This is a genomic window from Pseudomonas sp. BN417, assembly GCF_029871205.1.
Lineage (GTDB): Bacteria > Pseudomonadota > Gammaproteobacteria > Pseudomonadales > Pseudomonadaceae > Metapseudomonas.
On the sequence record NZ_SSOJ01000106.1, the window covers coordinates 26,676 to 42,129 of the forward strand.

Sequence of the window (15,454 nt, forward strand, 5' to 3'; positions counted from 1 at the left end):
CCCTGTGGGAGGCGAAGCATGGCAAAACGATTCTCGAAGCGACGTTTCGACGGCACCGTCGTCCACTACGACAGTGAGGCCGAGATGCTGGCTGACCGGGAATCACAACCCCGACTGTTCGACTTCTCGCTGTTCCATGCTTCCTACGGATTCGTCGCGTTCCTCATTCTGGGCCTGGTGCTGTCCTATAGCTTCGGCTTTCTCGATAGCTGGCCGCGCTGGGCACGGTTCACGGGCGTTCTGGTATTTGCCTGCACCGGCGGTTACGTGATTGGTCGTCTTGGCCAAGTGCTTCTCTATCTGTTCCTGGTACTTATCCTGCTGGGCATCTTGGCCGCGATCAGCGCGCTGGTCTGGCACTTCGTGTAAGTCCTCCAGCGCGGCAACAGGGGGTCTCTGCCAAGCTTCAACCTCCCCAACCCGCGACAGCAGGCAGTCCCAATGGCCCCCACTGGCCCGTTTTTTGAAACAGCCGAATCCTTTGCGATGTTGGCTGGCTCTTACCTAGTAGGAGTTCAGTCCTTCAACAACAGGAGAGGTTAAATGTTCTTTCAGAAGAATCTTCCAACGTGGGAGCGCGCACTGCGTCTGTGCATCGGCTTGGCTGTCGCAGTCGGGGCGTTGCTCCTGCTGGTCGACCCGACGATCAAATGGGGGACGGTAGCCGCCGGCGTTGTGTTCGCCTGCACCGGCTTCATCGGCTTCTGCCCGATGTGTGCAATGTTTGGCCGCAAGCTGAAACGGCCTGATTGATCATGGGAATCGACACCCAATTGGTAGAGGCCGCCTATCGGGGCGATGCCCGCGCACTCGACCAGTTGCTCGTCATCCTGCAACCGGACCTCAAGCGTTTCGCCCGTCGCACTTGCGCCAACGCAGAAGATGCAGAGGAGGCGGTTCAGGTGGCGCTGTGGAAGCTGCACCGCAAGCTCCACATGCTGCAGAAGCTGTCGGCACTGGCTGCTTGGATGTTTCGCATCGTCGAGCGCGAGTGCTATCGGCTGTTTTCGCTCTTGAGAAAGACGGTACCGCTGTCGCAATCGATTGAGGAATCGCTACATCAGGCCCCGGTGCCGCATCAGCTGCGTCATGACCTGGTGGCTGCGATTGCGGCGTTGCCGCCGCATTACAGGGAAATCCTGATTTTGCGCGATATCGAAGAGCTGTCCGCACCCGAGACTGCCGCATATCTCAACATCTCGGTGGCGGCGGCCAAGAGCCGCTTGCATCGCGCGCGGCCTGATGCGTGACCACCTGATGGCAGGCGGCTACTGGTCAGGCAATCCCTGAAGCCAGTTCCGCAGTATCTACCCAGTCTATCCATCGTAAAGAGGCGCTATGTTTTGCAGCCGGTCCGTCGCTATGCACCTGTTGAAAGGTTTGGTGAACTCGCCTAATGATCTTGGACACCTTACTCGGGCGCTATGATGGCGCCCAAATCCGAGGTGTTTTGTGATGCGTAAGTTCTATTCGAATGAATTCAAGCTCACCGCTGTGAGCATGGTGTTGGACGAGGGACAGTCTGTTCCCGACGTCTGTGCCAGCTTGGACGTTGGCCCTACAGCACTGCGCCGGTGGGTCGATCAGGTTCGCCAAGAGCGTTTGGGATCGACACCCGCTGGAACCAAGGCGATCACCGCTGACCAGAGAGAAATTCAGGAACTCAAAGCCCTGCTTAGGCAAAAAGACCGGGATATCGAAATTCTAAAAAAGGCCAGTGCTCTCCTGCTATTGGGCGCCAAAGATCATTCACGTTGATCAATGAGCTGGCTGAGCACTATTGCGTTAACGACTGTTGTCGCGTGTTTGGGATCAGCCGTAGGCATGCGCTGGCGCGCTCGCATGCACATAACCATCGCCCGGCCACTCGCTGAGCTGGTGCAGCGCTTCCAGCAGGAAGGCGGTGCGCCAGCGGGCCCGCTCCGGGTCCTGAGTGCCGAGCGGTACCACCCAACTCTTGAAGTCGAGGAGCACCTGGCTGGCGCCGGGTTTGCCGAGCGGGGCGTCGAGGGCGGCGAAGTAGAGCTCGCCGTCTTTGAAGATCACCGGCCGCAGGCTTTCCAGAATCTCCAGGCGGTGATACCCGGCCGTGAGCGGCTGGAGAGCCAGCTGCTGCGGGGTGGGCAGCGAACCGAGGGGCAAGTCCAGCGAGTGCAGCGCTCGGTAGTTCAGGGTGCGCAGCTGTTCCAGTTGCTGCAGCACCTGCTGCGCGCTCATGCCAGGCGCCTTCGCCACCAGCTTTTCAAAACCGGCATTGAGTTTCTCGGCGAGTTGCTTGGCGGTCTCGTAGTGCGCGCCGAGCGACCAGCGCACCGCCTTGGGCAGGCCGGGGATATGGCGCATCGATTTGGGCAGGGCGAAGTAGTACTGGAAGCCGACGCCAGAGGTGAAGACAAGGTGCGGAATACGTGGTTTGGACATGGGTAAGTCCTCAGAAATGGAATTTCTTGGACTGACAGCTACCCATTAACCTCAAAGCCGTCGCGGAAGGCCCGTGCTAGAGCGGTTCCGTGAGGAGTATGGAGCGGGCGAAGGGAATCGAACCCTCGTCATGAGCTTGGGAAGCTCAGGTAATGCCATTATACGACGCCCGCGAAGGGTGCCATTTTTACCAGAAGCGAGCCGCAAGGTGAAGCCCAGGGCAGTTACAAGTTACTGAAAATACTTGCATCTGCCCGGGCGGCCGCGCGCTCAAACCGCTACAGCCTGGTAGTCGGCGGCCTGCTGCGGACGGGCCTGGCCCTTGCCCACCGGCGTCTTGAGGAAGCTCAGCAGGGCCTGCTGGGTCTGCAGCCACGCGGCCTTGGTTTCCACATCCACGAAGTGGCCGGCGTTGTCGATGACCGCGAACTGGCAGTCGCGCGCGTGCTTGGCGAAGTGGCGGGCATCTTCGGCAGAGGTGTACTCGTCGCACTCGCCGTTGACGAACAGCAGCGGGATGTCGACGTTGGCCAGGCAATCCACGTAGCCGCGCGAATCCATGTTCAGCACCTGGCGGACATGGTGGTGCATCTGCAGGTACTCGTGATCGTCCAGGCTGCTGCAGTGCTTGTGGTTGAAGCGCTGGTACAGCGACGGCAGGTGCTTGCCGATGGTGTTGTTCACCAGGTGGCCGACGTTGTCGCGGTCGATGGCCGACAGGTAGTCCAGGCCGCGGTTGAGGTAATCCATCATCGGCTCGTTGAGGATGGGCGAGAAGGAGGTGATGACGGCCTTCTTGATCCGCGCCGGGCACTGGGCCAGGGCGAGCAGGGCGGAGACGCTGCCCCAGGAGAAGGACATCAGGTAATCGGCCCGGAAATGCTCGATCAGGTGGAGGAGGATGTCGGCCTCGGTCTCCTTGCCGATGAAGCGGGTGTTGTCGTTGTGCGGCTTGGAATGGCCGGCATAGGGCTGGTCGAAGAGCACCACGTTGAGATGCGGTTGCAGGTATTTCACTGTCTGCGCGAACGAGGCTGTCGTCGACAAGGAGCCGTTGACCAGGATGATGGTCCCCTTGGCTTCAGGGCTGCCGTAGAACTCCGTGTAAACCTTGTACTGGCTGTGAATCTCGACGATGGCGGTTTCCGGCCTCATGTCGTTTCCTCCTGGCGCAGATGGGTCATGCGAGCCCTCTCAACGGCTTGGCTCGCGCTAAGTCTTGGCAGTAGGAAAACGCCTTTCGATGACAATCCAATGTCAGGCGAGAATTTTTAAAATTCTTTATTTTTCAAGCGGATAGGTCGAGAAAAGACGGCGGGTTCCAGCGCTTTTGGAGCGCCGGACGGAGTCTTCAAACCAGGCAGGGAACCTACGAGTGCAAAGCACAGGAAACCGCAGGGAACGCTTAGAAGGTTGGCGTGACTCTTTGGTCACACTCAGACCTTGTGTCCGATTTAAGCAGGCCCTCTTTACCGCTGCAAGCTCATTGAAAGGAAATATTCTTGCAGTTCGTCGGTTTATTCGATCCCGATGTGACTCGATTAGATCTAGCTAAAAGTGCGCCACTTCTTCGTCGGTGAGCGACCGGTAGTCACCTGGCTTCATTTGCGGGTCCAGTTTCAGCGGCCCGACACTCTCGCGATGCAGGCCCACGACGCGGTTACGGAAGTGCCCGAACATGCGCTTGACCTGGTGATAGCGGCCTTCGTGCAGGGTCAGCCGGGCTTTGCGGGTGTCGAGGATGTCCAGCTGGGCGGGGAGGGTGGTCAGGCCCTCGTAGGCGAAATAGAGCCCTTGGGCAAAGGTCTCGGCGTACTCGGCACCGATGGGCTGTTCGGTTTCCACCAGATAGACCTTGGGCTGCTTGCGCTCGGGCTGGGTCAGCCGGCGCGACCAGAGCCCGTCGTTGGTGATCAGCAGCAGGCCGGTGGTGGTGAGATCCAGGCGCCCGCCCAGGTGCAACTCGTGCTTGTCCGGCTCGTCCAGCAGGTCGAGCACCGTGGGGTGCTCCGGGTGCTCGGTGGCGCTGACGTGGCCGGAAGGCTTGTAGAGCATGAAGTAGCGGGCCGGCTTGCCGGCCTGGAGCAGGCGTTCGTCCAGTTCCACCCGGCTGAACTCGCGGACCTCGAAGCGACCATCGGTGATGCGTCGGCCATCCACCCGCACCCGACCGGCGGCCAGCAGCATGCGTGCGTCGAGGCGGCTGAACTCCGGGAAATTGCTCAAAAATCGATCAAGGCGCATCAGCTTGGTGCATTGGGCGGCAGCGCCTGGGCGCAGCGGGGGCAGAGACAGGAACGGTCGATCTCCTGGGGCGGAGTGCGCGCCAGGGCGGCCGGGTCGATCGGCACCGCAAAGCACCAGCAGTCCTGGCCGGCGCTCGTCGGGTCGGCCTGGGTGCACTGGTTGCTCTGGCCACAGAGCGGGCAGCGGGTGGGATCGGACGGGGCGCTCATGACGGCGGTTCGCGAAGGAAAGGGCGCAAGGGTGCAATGCCCTGTCCTGGCGCGCAAGTCCGCGCCGATAGGCGCGGTTTTTCCGACGTTGAGGGCACCAGCGGCCATTGCCGTCTGGCGCGGATCGCCTAGGCTCGAATATGCAAGAGGAAGATGTCTGAAAACGACATGGCCGGATTCATAAAAGTCTGAAGGCCTGAAGAAGCTGACGCATAATCGCGGTCTATCGATTCTGTCACCCACATTCAGAGCAGAGCTGCCTCGTGTCCACCAACATCAACGTAGTCAATAAAGCCAAGGCCTGGTCCGCTCACGGGGTCACCGCCACCGGCGTCGTGCTGGCACTGATGGCCATCCTCGCCCTGTTCGACAACCAGCCCCGGGATTGCCTGCTCTGGCTGGGGGCGGCACTCCTGGTCGACGGACTCGACGGCACCTTCGCCAGAAGAGTGCAGACCAGCACCATGCTGCCGAACTTCGACGGCTCCACCCTGGACCTGGTGATCGACTACCTCACCTATGTCTTCATCCCCGCCATCTTCATCTACCGCTATATCGACCTGCCCGAGCACACGGCGCTGGTCACCGTGAGCCTGATCCTGGTGTCGTCGCTGTTCTGCTTCTGCAACCTGAACATGAAGAGCAGCGACAACTACTTCGTCGGCTTCCCCGCGGCGTGGAACGTGGTGGCGCTGTATATCTGGATCATCGACCCGCTGCCCGTGGTCAGCCTGCTGCTGATCTGCTTCCTCGCCGCCCTGACCCTGACCAAGCTGAAATTCCTCCACCCCTTCCGGGTGCGCAAACTGATGGCACTGAACATAGTGGTGACCTTCGTCTGGATGATCAGCAGCATGTTCCTCATCCTCCAGCACCCCTTCTACAAATCCCTGGTGCTGGGCATCTGGTGGCTGGCCTCGGCCTACTTCGTCGGCATCTGCCTGTGGCGCAGCCTGCTGGACTGGACCCACAAGCTGAAGGCTTGAGGCCGGTCTCTCGTCTCCCACAACCATTTCCCGCTCCCCGCGGCTGATTGGCCACCCGGCATTCGAGCCAATTGGCCGTAGGCCGCAGACCCCGCCGGTAGTAGCTTGGGACATCCCTTCCCCCACGAGGATGTCTCGATGACCCCGCGCCTGGATTTCTACGCCGCGTCCCCCGATGCGCTCAAGGCGATGCTCGCCCTCGACGCGGCCGTGAGCAAACTGCCGCTGGAAAAGCCGCTACTGGAACTGGTCAAGTTGCGAGCGTCGCAGATCAATGGTTGCGCCTTCTGCGTCGACCTGCACAGCTCGGATGCGCGCAAGCGTGGTGAAACCGAGCGCCGCCTTTATGCGCTCGCCGTCTGGCGCGAGAGCAATTTCTTCACCCCCCGCGAGCGCGCGGCGCTGGCCTGGACCGAAGCCCTGACCCGACTCTGCGAAACCCATGCCCCGGACGAAGACTACGCCCAGCTCAGCGCCGAGTTCAGCGAGCGCGAGCGGGTGGACCTGACCCTGGCCATCAACACCATCAACAGTTGGAACCGGCTGGCCGTCGGCTTCCGCAAAGTCCCCAGCGAGTGAGACCACCATGCGCAACCTGAAAACCCTGAGCGCCCTGGCCGCCGGCCTGGCGTTGCTGACCGCCCCCCTGGCCTTCGCCCATGACAGCGGCGATGGCAAGGAACAACGCGCCGTGCTGCAGGAACACGAGTTGCTCAACGCGCCGGGCAAGAAGGCGATCATGCTGACCGTGAGCTACGCGCCGGGGCAGCGTTCCCTGCCCCACAGCCATCCGGGCTCGGTGCTCGCCTATGTGGCCGAAGGGGAGGTGATCTCCCAGCTCAAGGGCGAGGAGCCCAAGCTCTACAAAGCCGGCGAGAGCTGGTACGAGCCGGCCGGCAGCGTGCACCTGCAATCGCGCAATGCCAGTGAGAGCAAGCCGGCGAAGCTGGTGGCGTGGATATTGAACGATGCGAAGGACGCGATCTCGGAGCCTTACAAGCAGTGATCGTCAGCCTCTCCTCCAGTTCTTGGCCTGGATGCAATCCGGGACATACCCGGCCACCGCTCCCGGATTTCATCCGGGCTACGGATCTGAAGAACCATCCCGTAGGTTGGGCTGAAGTATGAAGCCCAACGTGCTCCCGCGCGCGATGGCGGGGCGCTCGTTGGGCTTCGCAGGCTCAGCACCAACCTACGGGAGCTCCGTTACCACAGCGGCAGGGTATAGCTGAGGATCAGGCGGTTCTCGTCGATATCGCTGCCGAAGTTCGTCGTGCGCACCGTCGCGTTGCGCCACTTCAGACCCAGGTTCTTCAGCGGGCCGCTTTGCACCACGTAGGCGATGTCGGTGTCGCGTTCCCATTCCTTGCCGTCCGCCTGGCCCGCGCCGAGCTCGATGCCATCGCCCGAGAGGTAACGGGTCATGAAGGTCAGCCCCGGAATCCCCACGGCGGCGAAGTTGTAGTCGTAGCGCGCTTGCCAGGAGCGTTCCTCGCGGTTGGCGAAGTCGCTGATCTGCACGAAGTTCACCAGGTAGGCATCGCTGCCGTTGACGTAGGCGAAGCCGGTGTCGCCGCTCATGCGCTGATAGCCGAGGCCGAAGGCGTGGCTGCCGAGGGCGTAGGTGAAGAGCGCGCCGAAGGCTTTGTTGTCGATATTGCTGCCGCCTTCGTCGCTGGAGCGGGCGAAGCGCAGGTCGCTCTTCAGGCTCTGGCCGTCGCCGAGCGGCAGCAGGTGGTTGAGGGTCAGCATGTGCTGGCGGTAGAAGTCGTCGAGGCGGCCGAAGCCGTAGCCGGTGCTGAGTCTGTCATTCCACTTGTAGGCGAGGTTGGCGAAGTCGAAGGCGTCGCTGGTGGTGCTCCGCGTGCGGATGTTCTTCACGCCGACCGTGGTGATGCTCATGTCCTCGTAGTCGGAAGAGTCGCGCTGGTTGACCTGGGTAAGGCGTCCGGCATCGAAGGTCAGGCCGTCGAGCTCCAGGGAATTGAGCTGGCCGCCCTCGAAGGTCTGCGGCAGCAGGCGCGAATCGTTGGCCAGCAGCACCGGCAGCTTGGGCATCAGGGTGCCGAGCTTGAGGGTGCTCTTCGACGCGCGCAGCTTGGCGGTCAGGCCCAGCTCACCGTATTCGTCCTGGGCGCGCTTGGGCGCCTCGCGATCACGCTTGAGCAGGCCGGAGCCGGCGCGGTCCGGGCTGGAATCGAGCTTGACGCCGAGCAGGCCGATGGCGTCCAGGCCGACGCCGATCTGCCCCTCGGTAAAACCTGACTCATAGCGCAGGAGGAAGCCTTGGGCCCATTCCTCTGCCTTGGACTGAGCGGCGTTGTCCTGGCGGAAGTCGCGATTGAAGTAGAAGTTGCGCAGCTCCAGGCTGGCCTTGCCGTCCTTGACGAAGTCCGCCAGGGCGGGGGTGGACAAGCCGAGGGGGCCGCCGGCCAGGAGCAGGCCGGTGGTGAGGGTCGTACGGTACATGGTGGGTCCTCTTGTTCTTGTTGTGAGGGCACAGCGGGAAAAAAAGAGCGCGGCCCAAAGGAGCTGAGGCCGCGCCACGCTTAACAGTCGTGTTCGATCAGCCAGCCCGACGCGGGGAGGGCACGGCGGCAAGTCCGTGCCCTATCGGTCAATGGCTGCTGGCGGCCGCCGCCCCAAGGCCGGTCTGGGCACGGACGAACTGGTCGTCGTAGGCGGCGCGCTCGCGCTCGGCGCGGGCGCTGCGGTCGAGGTTGGAAACCACCACTATCACCAGGAAGGCCAGCGGCATGGAGAACAGCGCCGGGTGGTCGTAGGGGACTATGGCCTTGGCATGGCCCAGCACTGTCACCCACACCGCCGGCGAGAGGATCACCAGCACGAGCGCGGAGACCAGGCCGGTGAAGCCGCCCCAGAGGGCACCGCGGGTGGTCAGGCCCCGCCAGTACATGGCCATGATCAGCACCGGGAAGTTGGCCGAGGCGGCCACGCCGAAGGTCAGGCCAACCAGGAAGGCGATGTTCATCTGCTCGAACAGCAGCCCCAGGCCGATGGCCACCAGACCGAGGCAGACGGTGGCGATGCGGCTGACGCGCATCTCGTCCTTCTCGCTGGCGCGGCCTTTCTTCAGCACGGTGGCATAGAGATCGTGGGAGATGGCCGAGGCACCCGCCAGGGCGAGGCCGGCGACGACCGCGAGGATGGTGGCGAAGGCGACGGCGGAGAGGAAGCCGAGGAACAGGTTGCCGCCCACCGCCTTGGCCAGGTGCATGGCGACCATGTTGCCGCCGCCCACCAGAGCGCCGCCCAGCTTGCCGTCGACGAAGTACTGAGGGTCGGTGCCGACGATGACGATGGCGGTGTAGCCGAGTACGCAGACCACCAGGAAGAAGAAGCCGATGAAGCCGGTGGCGAAGAGCACCGAGCGACGCGCTTCCCTGGCGTTGGGCACGGTGAAGAAGCGCATAAGGATATGCGGCAGGCCGGCGATGCCGAAGACCAGGCCGAGGGACAGCGACACGGCGTTGATCGGGTCGGCCAGCATGGAGCCGGGGCCCATGATGCCGTGGCCGACGGCGTGGGCTTCGACGGCGCGAGCAGCGAGATTCTCGAGGCTGAAGCCGAATTCGCTCATGGCCATCAGCACCAGGCTGGTGCCGCCCGCCAGCAGCAGTACGGCCTTGACGATCTGCACCCAGGTGGTGGCGATCATGCCGCCGAAGATCACGTAGACCAGCATCAGCATGCCGACCACCACTACCGCCATCTGGTAGTCCAGGCCGAACAGCAGCTTGATCAGCTGGCCGGCGCCGACCATCTGCACGATCAGGTAGCAGCACACCACGGTCAGCGAGCCGATGGCGGCGAAGCTGCGTACGCGAGTCTGGTCCAGGCGGTAGGAGACGATGTCGGCGAAGGTGTACTTGCCGAGGTTGCGCAGGCGCTCGGCCATCAGGAAGGTGATCACCGGCCAGCCGACGAAGAAGCCGATGATGTAGACGAAGCCGTCATAGCCCTTGGTGAACACCAGGCTGGTGAGGCCCAGCAGGGTGGCTGCCGACATGTAGTCGCCGGCGATCGCCAGGCCGTTCTGGAAACCGGAGATGCCGCCGCCGGCGGTGTAGAAGTCGGCGGTGGAGCGGGTGCGCCGCGCGGCCCACCAGGTGATCGCCAGGGTGGCGAGGACGAAGACGAAGAACATGCCGATGGCGTTGAGGTTCAGCGGCTGTTTCTCCGCCACCATGGGGGCGGCGAAGCTGGCCAGTGGCGTCAGGGCGAGGAGGGCGGCTGGGACGAGACGCGCTTTCATGCCTGGGCCTCCTCGAGGATCTGTGCGCTGAGGCTGTCGAAACGGGTGTTGGCGCTGCGCACGTACCAGGCGGTCAGCAGCCAGGAAAGGATGATGATGGCGGCGCCCAGCGGAATGCCACGCGTCAGGTTGCTGCCCTCGTAAAGTGGCGTGTGCAGCCAGCCCGGGACGAAGGCCACCAGCATGATGAACAGGTAGTAGACCCCCAGAACCACGGCGCTGAGGGACCAGGCGAGCACCGCGCGCTGGCGTGCCAGGCTCTGGAACTTGGGATTGGACCGGATGCGGTCGCAGCTTTGGGCGTTGGATGTGTCGTGGCTACTCATGACGGGCTCCGCTTGTTGTTGTTGTCGATGCCTGGTGCCGGCCGCCGCCGCTTTTTCGGGCATGCGACGGCCCGTGGCGGCGGCCCTGGAGCCGTCGCCTTGTTCCTGAGTCTTGCTGTTAGAGGTTCTTCGCCCTGTCGCGCAGGACGTACTTCTGGATCTTGCCGGTGGAGGTCTTCGGCAGCTGGGTGAAGATCACGGTCTTCGGCACCTTGAAGCTCGCCAGGTGCTCACGGCAGAAGGCGATGATCTCCGCCTCGCGGGTATCCTGTTGGTCGGCCTTGAGGGTGATGAAGGCGCAGGGCGTTTCACCCCACTTCTCGTCGGGGCGTGCTACCACGGCCGCTTCCAGCACCGCCGGATGGCGGTAGAGCACGCCTTCCAGCTCGATGGTGGAAATGTTCTCGCCGCCGGAAATGATGATGTCCTTCAGTCGGTCGCGGATCTCCACGTAGCCGTCCGGGTGCCAGACGCCCAGGTCGCCGGTATGGAACCAGCCGCCCTCGAAGGCCTCGCTGGTGGCACTGGGGTTCTTCAGGTAGCCCTTCATCACGGTGTTGCCGCGCAGGAAGATCTCGCCGATGGTCTGGCCGTCCATGGGCAGCGGTTCCAGGGTCTTCGGGTCGGCCACCATCACGCCCTCCAGGGTCGGGTAGCGCACGCCCTGGCGGGACTTGATGCGGGCGCGCTCTTCAAGCGGCAGCGCGTCCCATTCCTCGTGCCAGGCGCAGACGGTCACCGGGCCGTAGACCTCGGTCAGGCCGTAGACGTGGGTCACGCGGATGCCCATGGCTTCTACCGCGCCTATCACCTTGGCCGGTGGTGCGGCGCCGGCGACCATGGCGTTCACCGGATGGTCGATGGCGGCCTTGGCCGATTCCGGCATGTTCACCAGGGCGTTGAGCACGATGGGCGCGCCGCACAGGTGGGTTACTTGGTGCTCGCGGATCAGGGTGAGAATCTTCTGCGGGTCCACCCGGCGCAGGAACACATGCACGCCGGCGAGGGCGGTGACCGTCCAGGGGTAGCACCAGCCGTTGCAGTGGAACATCGGCAGGGTCCAGAGGTAGACCGGGTGGTTGCCCATGGCCCAGGTCATCTGATTGCCCAGGGCGTTCAGGTAGGCGCCGCGATGGTGGTAGATCACGCCCTTGGGATTGCCGGTGGTGCCGGAGGTGTAGTTCAGGGAAATGGCCTGCCACTCGTCGTCGGGCCAGCGCCAGGCGAATTCCGGGTCGCCTTCGGCCAGCAGTGCTTCGTAGTCCAGCTCGCTCACCGGCTGGCCTTCGCCGTACTCGGGGTCGTCGACGTCGATCACCAGCGGCGGGTGGTCGAGCATGCCGATGGCGGCGTGGATCACCTCATGGAATTCGCGGTCGGTGATCAGCACCTTGGCTTCGCCGTGCTGCAGCATGAAGGCGATGGCCTCGGCATCCAGGCGCACGTTCAGGGTGTTGAGCACCGCGCCGATCATCGGCACGCCGAAGTGCGCCTCCAGCATCTGCGGGATGTTCGGCAGCATCACCGCCACCGTGTCGCCCTTGCCGATGCCGCGCCCGGCCAGGGCCGAGGCCAGGCGTCGGCAGCGGCTGTAGGTATCGGCCCAGTTGCGGCGGATGGAACCATGGATGACCGCCGGGTAGTGCGGATAGACGGCGGCGGTGCGCTCGATGAAGCTGAGGGGCGAGAGGGCGATATGGTTGACGGCGGCAGGTGCAAGGCCCTGATCGTAGATCGACATGCTGGATACCCGGCGGCTGATTATTAGCTCTTGTTCACCGGCGCCTCTGGGGGCCGGCAGATCTCTGGGGCGATTTATATACCAATATTGGATTGATATGGAAGTACATCTAGAGTCGTATAGTAAAACTACTATATTATTTTGCTCGAACCCTAGGGTGGGCCGGGCGGCGCTCCGCTTCAGCCTCCCAAAAGGCCGGACTGTGGGCTGAAGCCGACCCTACGACGATGCAGCAGAGTCCCGCCCGGCCCACGCCGGTATATCCTTGCCCACCCCCAGAAGCTGGACCCGCCATGACCCAGACTCCGGTTCGACTCCACACCTGGCTGCGCCTGCAACGCGAGGACGTGCCCCTGGCCGCCCGCGCCGATGCCTTGTGCCGGGCGCTGCGCGGCTGCCCCGAGGTGCGCCAGGCCTACTACCTGAGTTGGCTGCCCGGAGCACGTATCTACAGTCACGAGGGCAGCGGCCAGCAGTTGCCGCCAGGCATGGGCGACCCGCTGCAGGCCAGCGACGAGGCCCTGGCCGCGCGCCTGGCCGCCGAGGGCAGGCTGGGTCTCGACCAGTTGCGCCAGCTCGACTGCTGGCTGGCCGGCCGCCTGCGCCGTGCCGCCATCAGCCACGGCCAGGCCTTCGACCTGGCGCTGCACGCCGGCCAGCAGGGTCTGCTGCTGGTGGAAGTGCGCGAGGGTGTGAGCCTGGACTGGCTGGGCTGGGTTTATGAATTGCTGACCACCCTGCTCGGCAGCGTCAGCGGCCTGTTGCGCGCATCGCCGCTGCTCGGCCACGACCCGCAGCCGAGCCTGCTGGTGGATGCCGAGGCGCGCCCGCTGGAACTGAACGCCGCGTTGCTGGCGCTACTCGGCGAGCTGCCCTTGGCCGAAGTGCTGCGCTTCCTGCCGGTGAATCACGGCTCCCTGGTGCGCGCCTGCCTGGCCCAGGAGCGCGCCATCGAAGGAGTGGAGGCCCAGTGCGGCGAACGCATGCTGATCTGGACCTACATCCCCGATCCGCAGGAGTGCCGGGTGCTGGCGCGCTGCCGCGAGGCCACCGCGCAGATCCTCACCGAACGCGAGGCGGCGCGGGCGCGGCGGCTGTATCGGCTGATCACCGAGAACACCACCGACCTGATCTCCCGGCATACCCCGGACGGCCGCTTCCTCGATGCCTCGCCGGCCTCCTGGACCCTGCTTGGCTACTGGCCGGAAGAATTGCGCGGCCAGCTCGCCCAGTGCCTGTTCCATCCCCAGGAGCTGGCCCAGCTGGTGCAGCGCGCCCGCGACGCCCTGGAGCAGGACGGCTACCACACCATGACCTACCGCATCCGCCACCGCGGCGGGCATTACCTCTGGTTCGAGACCGCCAGCCGCGCCATCCGCGAGACGTACACCGGGGCCGTGGTGGAGGTGGTCAGCGTGTCGCGCGACATCACCGCGCGGGTGCAGGCCGAGGAGAACAAGCGTCGCCTCGCCGAGGTGGTGGAAGCCAATACCGACCCGGTGCTCTTCGTCGACCCCGCCGGGCACATCACCTACCTCAATCCGGCGGCGCGCCGTGCCCTTGGCCTGGGGGCGAAGCAGCCGATGCCGGCGCTGGCCGAGGTCATCGCCGCCGACGACCTGGCGCGCCTGCACCGAGAGGGCTGGAGCTGCGCCGAACGCAAGGGCGTGTGGAGCATCGACTCGCGCCTGCTGCCGCCGGGCGGCGGTGCCTCGGTGCCGGTTTCCATGGTGCTGTTGGCCCACAGCACCGCCGGCGGCGAGCGCTACTACTCGCTGGTGGCCCGGGACATGACCGAGCGCGAACTGCGCGAGGCCCAGCAACGCAGGCACCAGGATGAGCTGGCCCATACCGCGCGTCTGATCACCCTGGGCGAGCTGGCTTCCGGCATTGCCCACGAGATCAACCAGCCGCTGGCGGCAGTGGTCAACTACGCCAGCGCCAGCCAGCGCTACCTGCAGTCGCTCGCCAGCAATCCCAAGGCCGCCGAGCGCGTCGCCCAGGGCCTGGAGCGCATCACCGAACACGCCAACCACGCCTCGGAAGTGATCAAGCGGCTGCGTGCCTTCCTGCGCAAGGGCCAGCGCAAGATGCAGGCGCTGAACCTGGCCGAAGTCGCCCGCGAAGCGGTGCGCCTCTGTGCCTGGGAAGCCAGCGCCAGCCAGGTGGCGATCGAGGAGCAATTCCCGGACAATCTGCCGCCGGTCTACGCCGACCGCGTGCTGCTGGAGCAGGTGCTGCTCAACCTGCTGCGCAATGCCATCGATGCCAACCGCGAGGCTCATCCCGGCCGCGGGTCGGTGATCCGCCTGGCCGCGCAGGCAGGCGACGGCCACCTGGCCATCGAGGTCCGCGACCAGGGGCCGGGACTCGGCGAAGAAGAACTGGCGCGCATCTTCACCCCTTTCTACACCAGCAAGCCGGATGGCCTGGGCCTGGGGTTGTCGATGAGCCGCAGCATCATCGAAGGTTTCGGTGGCTCCCTCGACGGGATACCGGGCGAGGAGGGCGGGTTGCTGATGCGCTGCCGCCTGCCGCTGCAATAACAAGAACGTAAACGGAGGGGAACGATGTCCAACGGCGAACAGGTGGTCTATGTGGTGGATGACGACCAGGGCATGCTCGACTCCACCGTCTGGCTGCTGGAGTCGGTAGGCCTCAAGGCGCTGCCCTTCACCAGCGGCCGCGCCTTCCTCGACGCCTGCGATGCCAGCCTCGACGCCTGCGTCCTGCTGGACGTGCGCATGCCGGGCATGGGCGGCCTCAACGTCCAGGAAGAAATGCGCAACCGCGGCCTCGACGTGCCGGTGATCTTCGTCAGCGGCCACGCGGACGTGCCCATCGTGGTCCGCGCCTTCAAGGCAGGAGCGCGCGACTTCATCGAAAAGCCCTACAACGAGCAGTTGCTGCTGGACAGCGTGCAGCAGGCCCTCAGCAGTTTCGACCAGCGCCGCACCGCCGACGGCGGCCAGGGCCAGTTGCAGGAACGCCTCGACAGCCTCACCCCGCGCGAACGCGATGTGCTGCTGCCGCTGGTGCAGGGCTACACCAACCGCGAAATCGCCGAGCAGCTGGATATCAGCGTGAAGACCATCGACCTTTACCGCGCCCGGGTGATGAAGCGCATGCAGGCCGAGCGCTTGCCCGACCTGGTGGGGATGGCGATCGCGGCGGGGCTGGTGGATCCGTTGAAGCTGCGCTGATTGACCTGGCCGGCGGGAAACCTGTAGCGAATTCATTCGCGATGG

Annotated in this window: 17 protein-coding genes and 1 tRNA gene; 9 read left to right on the top strand and 9 right to left on the bottom strand. The window is 64.3% G+C overall.

Features of this window, described 5'->3' with window-relative positions:
* The first annotated feature begins 18 nt into the window (after window positions 1-18).
* The 4 genes from E8F11_RS12930 (at window position 19) to E8F11_RS12945 (ending at window position 1,758) form a co-directional block, all read left to right on the top strand.
* A complete protein-coding gene (locus E8F11_RS12930) occupies window positions 19-369 on the top strand; it encodes a hypothetical protein (RefSeq protein WP_280289214.1) in 351 nt (116 codons plus the stop codon).
* A gap of 174 nt (window positions 370-543) precedes the next feature.
* Window positions 544-753: a DUF2892 domain-containing protein gene (locus E8F11_RS12935; protein ID WP_280289215.1), complete on the top strand. Its 210-nt coding sequence runs from the start codon at window positions 544-546 to the stop codon at window positions 751-753.
* Window positions 754-755: 2 nt separating this feature from the next.
* A complete protein-coding gene (locus E8F11_RS12940) occupies window positions 756-1,250 on the top strand; it encodes an RNA polymerase sigma factor (protein WP_280289216.1) in 495 nt (164 codons plus the stop codon).
* A gap of 205 nt (window positions 1,251-1,455) precedes the next feature.
* Window positions 1,456-1,758, top strand: coding sequence for a transposase (locus E8F11_RS12945; protein ID WP_280289217.1), 303 nt, complete (start codon window positions 1,456-1,458; stop codon window positions 1,756-1,758).
* 54 nt (window positions 1,759-1,812) lie between these two features.
* Here E8F11_RS12945 and E8F11_RS12950 read toward each other — a convergent pair whose 3' ends face one another.
* The 5 genes from E8F11_RS12950 to E8F11_RS12970 all read right to left on the bottom strand — a co-directional run bounded on the left by E8F11_RS12950 (window position 1,813) and on the right by E8F11_RS12970 (window position 4,877).
* Window positions 1,813-2,421, bottom strand: coding sequence for a hypothetical protein (locus E8F11_RS12950; RefSeq protein ID WP_280289218.1), 609 nt, complete (start codon window positions 2,419-2,421; stop codon window positions 1,813-1,815).
* Between the two features lie 99 nt (window positions 2,422-2,520).
* A tRNA-Gly gene (locus E8F11_RS12955) sits at window positions 2,521-2,594 on the bottom strand.
* Window positions 2,595-2,691: 97 nt separating this feature from the next.
* Entirely contained in the window at window positions 2,692-3,576 is an 885-nt protein-coding gene (locus E8F11_RS12960; protein WP_280289219.1) for an alpha/beta hydrolase, read from the bottom strand.
* A gap of 396 nt (window positions 3,577-3,972) precedes the next feature.
* A complete protein-coding gene (locus tag E8F11_RS12965; RefSeq protein ID WP_280289220.1) occupies window positions 3,973-4,665 on the bottom strand; it encodes a pseudouridine synthase in 693 nt (230 codons plus the stop codon).
* Window positions 4,665-4,877 carry a cysteine-rich CWC family protein gene (locus tag E8F11_RS12970; RefSeq protein WP_280289221.1) on the bottom strand — a complete coding sequence of 71 codons (213 nt, stop codon included), beginning with the start codon at window positions 4,875-4,877 and terminating at the stop codon, window positions 4,665-4,667. The genes E8F11_RS12965 and E8F11_RS12970 overlap by 1 nt, the downstream gene beginning before the upstream one ends.
* A gap of 263 nt (window positions 4,878-5,140) precedes the next feature.
* Between E8F11_RS12970 and pcsA the strand changes: the two genes are divergently transcribed.
* From pcsA to E8F11_RS12985, 3 genes are all read left to right on the top strand, one after another.
* Window positions 5,141-5,863, top strand: coding sequence for a phosphatidylcholine synthase (gene pcsA / locus E8F11_RS12975; RefSeq protein WP_280289222.1), 723 nt, complete (start codon window positions 5,141-5,143; stop codon window positions 5,861-5,863).
* Window positions 5,864-6,001: 138 nt separating this feature from the next.
* Complete coding sequence (locus tag E8F11_RS12980) at window positions 6,002-6,442, top strand: carboxymuconolactone decarboxylase family protein (RefSeq protein WP_280289223.1); 441 nt, start codon at window positions 6,002-6,004, stop codon at window positions 6,440-6,442.
* A 7-nt stretch (window positions 6,443-6,449) separates the two neighbouring features.
* Entirely contained in the window at window positions 6,450-6,869 is a 420-nt protein-coding gene (locus E8F11_RS12985; protein ID WP_280289224.1) for a cupin domain-containing protein, read from the top strand.
* Window positions 6,870-7,069: 200 nt separating this feature from the next.
* Here the strand turns inward: E8F11_RS12985 and E8F11_RS12990 are convergent, their stop codons facing one another.
* From E8F11_RS12990 to E8F11_RS13005, 4 genes are all read right to left on the bottom strand, one after another.
* Window positions 7,070-8,332: an OprD family porin gene (locus E8F11_RS12990; RefSeq protein WP_280289225.1), complete on the bottom strand. Its 1,263-nt coding sequence runs from the start codon at window positions 8,330-8,332 to the stop codon at window positions 7,070-7,072.
* Between the two features lie 148 nt (window positions 8,333-8,480).
* Window positions 8,481-10,139, bottom strand: coding sequence for a cation acetate symporter (locus E8F11_RS12995; protein ID WP_280289226.1), 1,659 nt, complete (start codon window positions 10,137-10,139; stop codon window positions 8,481-8,483).
* Window positions 10,136-10,465 (bottom strand): DUF485 domain-containing protein, encoded by a 330-nt coding sequence (locus E8F11_RS13000; RefSeq protein WP_280289227.1) that lies wholly within the window; start codon window positions 10,463-10,465, stop codon window positions 10,136-10,138. Before E8F11_RS13000 ends, E8F11_RS12995 begins: the two co-directional genes overlap by 4 nt.
* Window positions 10,466-10,583: 118 nt before the next feature.
* Window positions 10,584-12,206: an acyl-CoA synthetase gene (locus E8F11_RS13005; RefSeq protein WP_280289228.1), complete on the bottom strand. Its 1,623-nt coding sequence runs from the start codon at window positions 12,204-12,206 to the stop codon at window positions 10,584-10,586.
* Between the two features lie 293 nt (window positions 12,207-12,499).
* On the opposite strand from E8F11_RS13005, the gene E8F11_RS13010 reads away from it, so the two are divergent.
* On the top strand, window positions 12,500-14,752 hold the full coding sequence (locus E8F11_RS13010) for a PAS domain S-box protein (RefSeq protein ID WP_280289229.1): 2,253 nt from the start codon (window positions 12,500-12,502) through the stop codon (window positions 14,750-14,752).
* Window positions 14,753-14,776: 24 nt separating this feature from the next.
* A complete protein-coding gene (locus E8F11_RS13015; RefSeq protein WP_280289230.1) occupies window positions 14,777-15,409 on the top strand; it encodes a response regulator in 633 nt (210 codons plus the stop codon).
* Window positions 15,410-15,454: the final 45 nt, after the last annotated feature.

What these genes read in the sequence shown, in the direction of transcription:
- E8F11_RS12930 (WP_280289214.1), top strand. Translation starts at nt 19, where the DNA reads ATGGCAAAACGATTCTCGAAGCGACGTTTCGACGGCACCGTCGTCCAC.
- E8F11_RS12935 (WP_280289215.1), top strand. Translation starts at nt 544, where the DNA reads ATGTTCTTTCAGAAGAATCTTCCAACGTGGGAGCGCGCACTGCGTCTG.
- E8F11_RS12940 (WP_280289216.1), top strand. Translation starts at nt 756, where the DNA reads ATGGGAATCGACACCCAATTGGTAGAGGCCGCCTATCGGGGCGATGCC.
- E8F11_RS12945 (WP_280289217.1), top strand. Translation starts at nt 1,456, where the DNA reads ATGCGTAAGTTCTATTCGAATGAATTCAAGCTCACCGCTGTGAGCATG.
- E8F11_RS12950 (WP_280289218.1), bottom strand. Translation starts at nt 2,421, where the DNA reads ATGTCCAAACCACGTATTCCGCACCTTGTCTTCACCTCTGGCGTCGGC.
- E8F11_RS12960 (WP_280289219.1), bottom strand. Translation starts at nt 3,576, where the DNA reads ATGAGGCCGGAAACCGCCATCGTCGAGATTCACAGCCAGTACAAGGTT.
- E8F11_RS12965 (WP_280289220.1), bottom strand. Translation starts at nt 4,665, where the DNA reads ATGCGCCTTGATCGATTTTTGAGCAATTTCCCGGAGTTCAGCCGCCTC.
- E8F11_RS12970 (WP_280289221.1), bottom strand. Translation starts at nt 4,877, where the DNA reads ATGAGCGCCCCGTCCGATCCCACCCGCTGCCCGCTCTGTGGCCAGAGC.
- E8F11_RS12980 (WP_280289223.1), top strand. Translation starts at nt 6,002, where the DNA reads ATGACCCCGCGCCTGGATTTCTACGCCGCGTCCCCCGATGCGCTCAAG.
- E8F11_RS12985 (WP_280289224.1), top strand. Translation starts at nt 6,450, where the DNA reads ATGCGCAACCTGAAAACCCTGAGCGCCCTGGCCGCCGGCCTGGCGTTG.
- E8F11_RS12990 (WP_280289225.1), bottom strand. Translation starts at nt 8,332, where the DNA reads ATGTACCGTACGACCCTCACCACCGGCCTGCTCCTGGCCGGCGGCCCC.
- E8F11_RS12995 (WP_280289226.1), bottom strand. Translation starts at nt 10,139, where the DNA reads ATGAAAGCGCGTCTCGTCCCAGCCGCCCTCCTCGCCCTGACGCCACTG.
- E8F11_RS13000 (WP_280289227.1), bottom strand. Translation starts at nt 10,465, where the DNA reads ATGAGTAGCCACGACACATCCAACGCCCAAAGCTGCGACCGCATCCGG.
- E8F11_RS13005 (WP_280289228.1), bottom strand. Translation starts at nt 12,206, where the DNA reads ATGTCGATCTACGATCAGGGCCTTGCACCTGCCGCCGTCAACCATATC.
- E8F11_RS13010 (WP_280289229.1), top strand. Translation starts at nt 12,500, where the DNA reads ATGACCCAGACTCCGGTTCGACTCCACACCTGGCTGCGCCTGCAACGC.
- E8F11_RS13015 (WP_280289230.1), top strand. Translation starts at nt 14,777, where the DNA reads ATGTCCAACGGCGAACAGGTGGTCTATGTGGTGGATGACGACCAGGGC.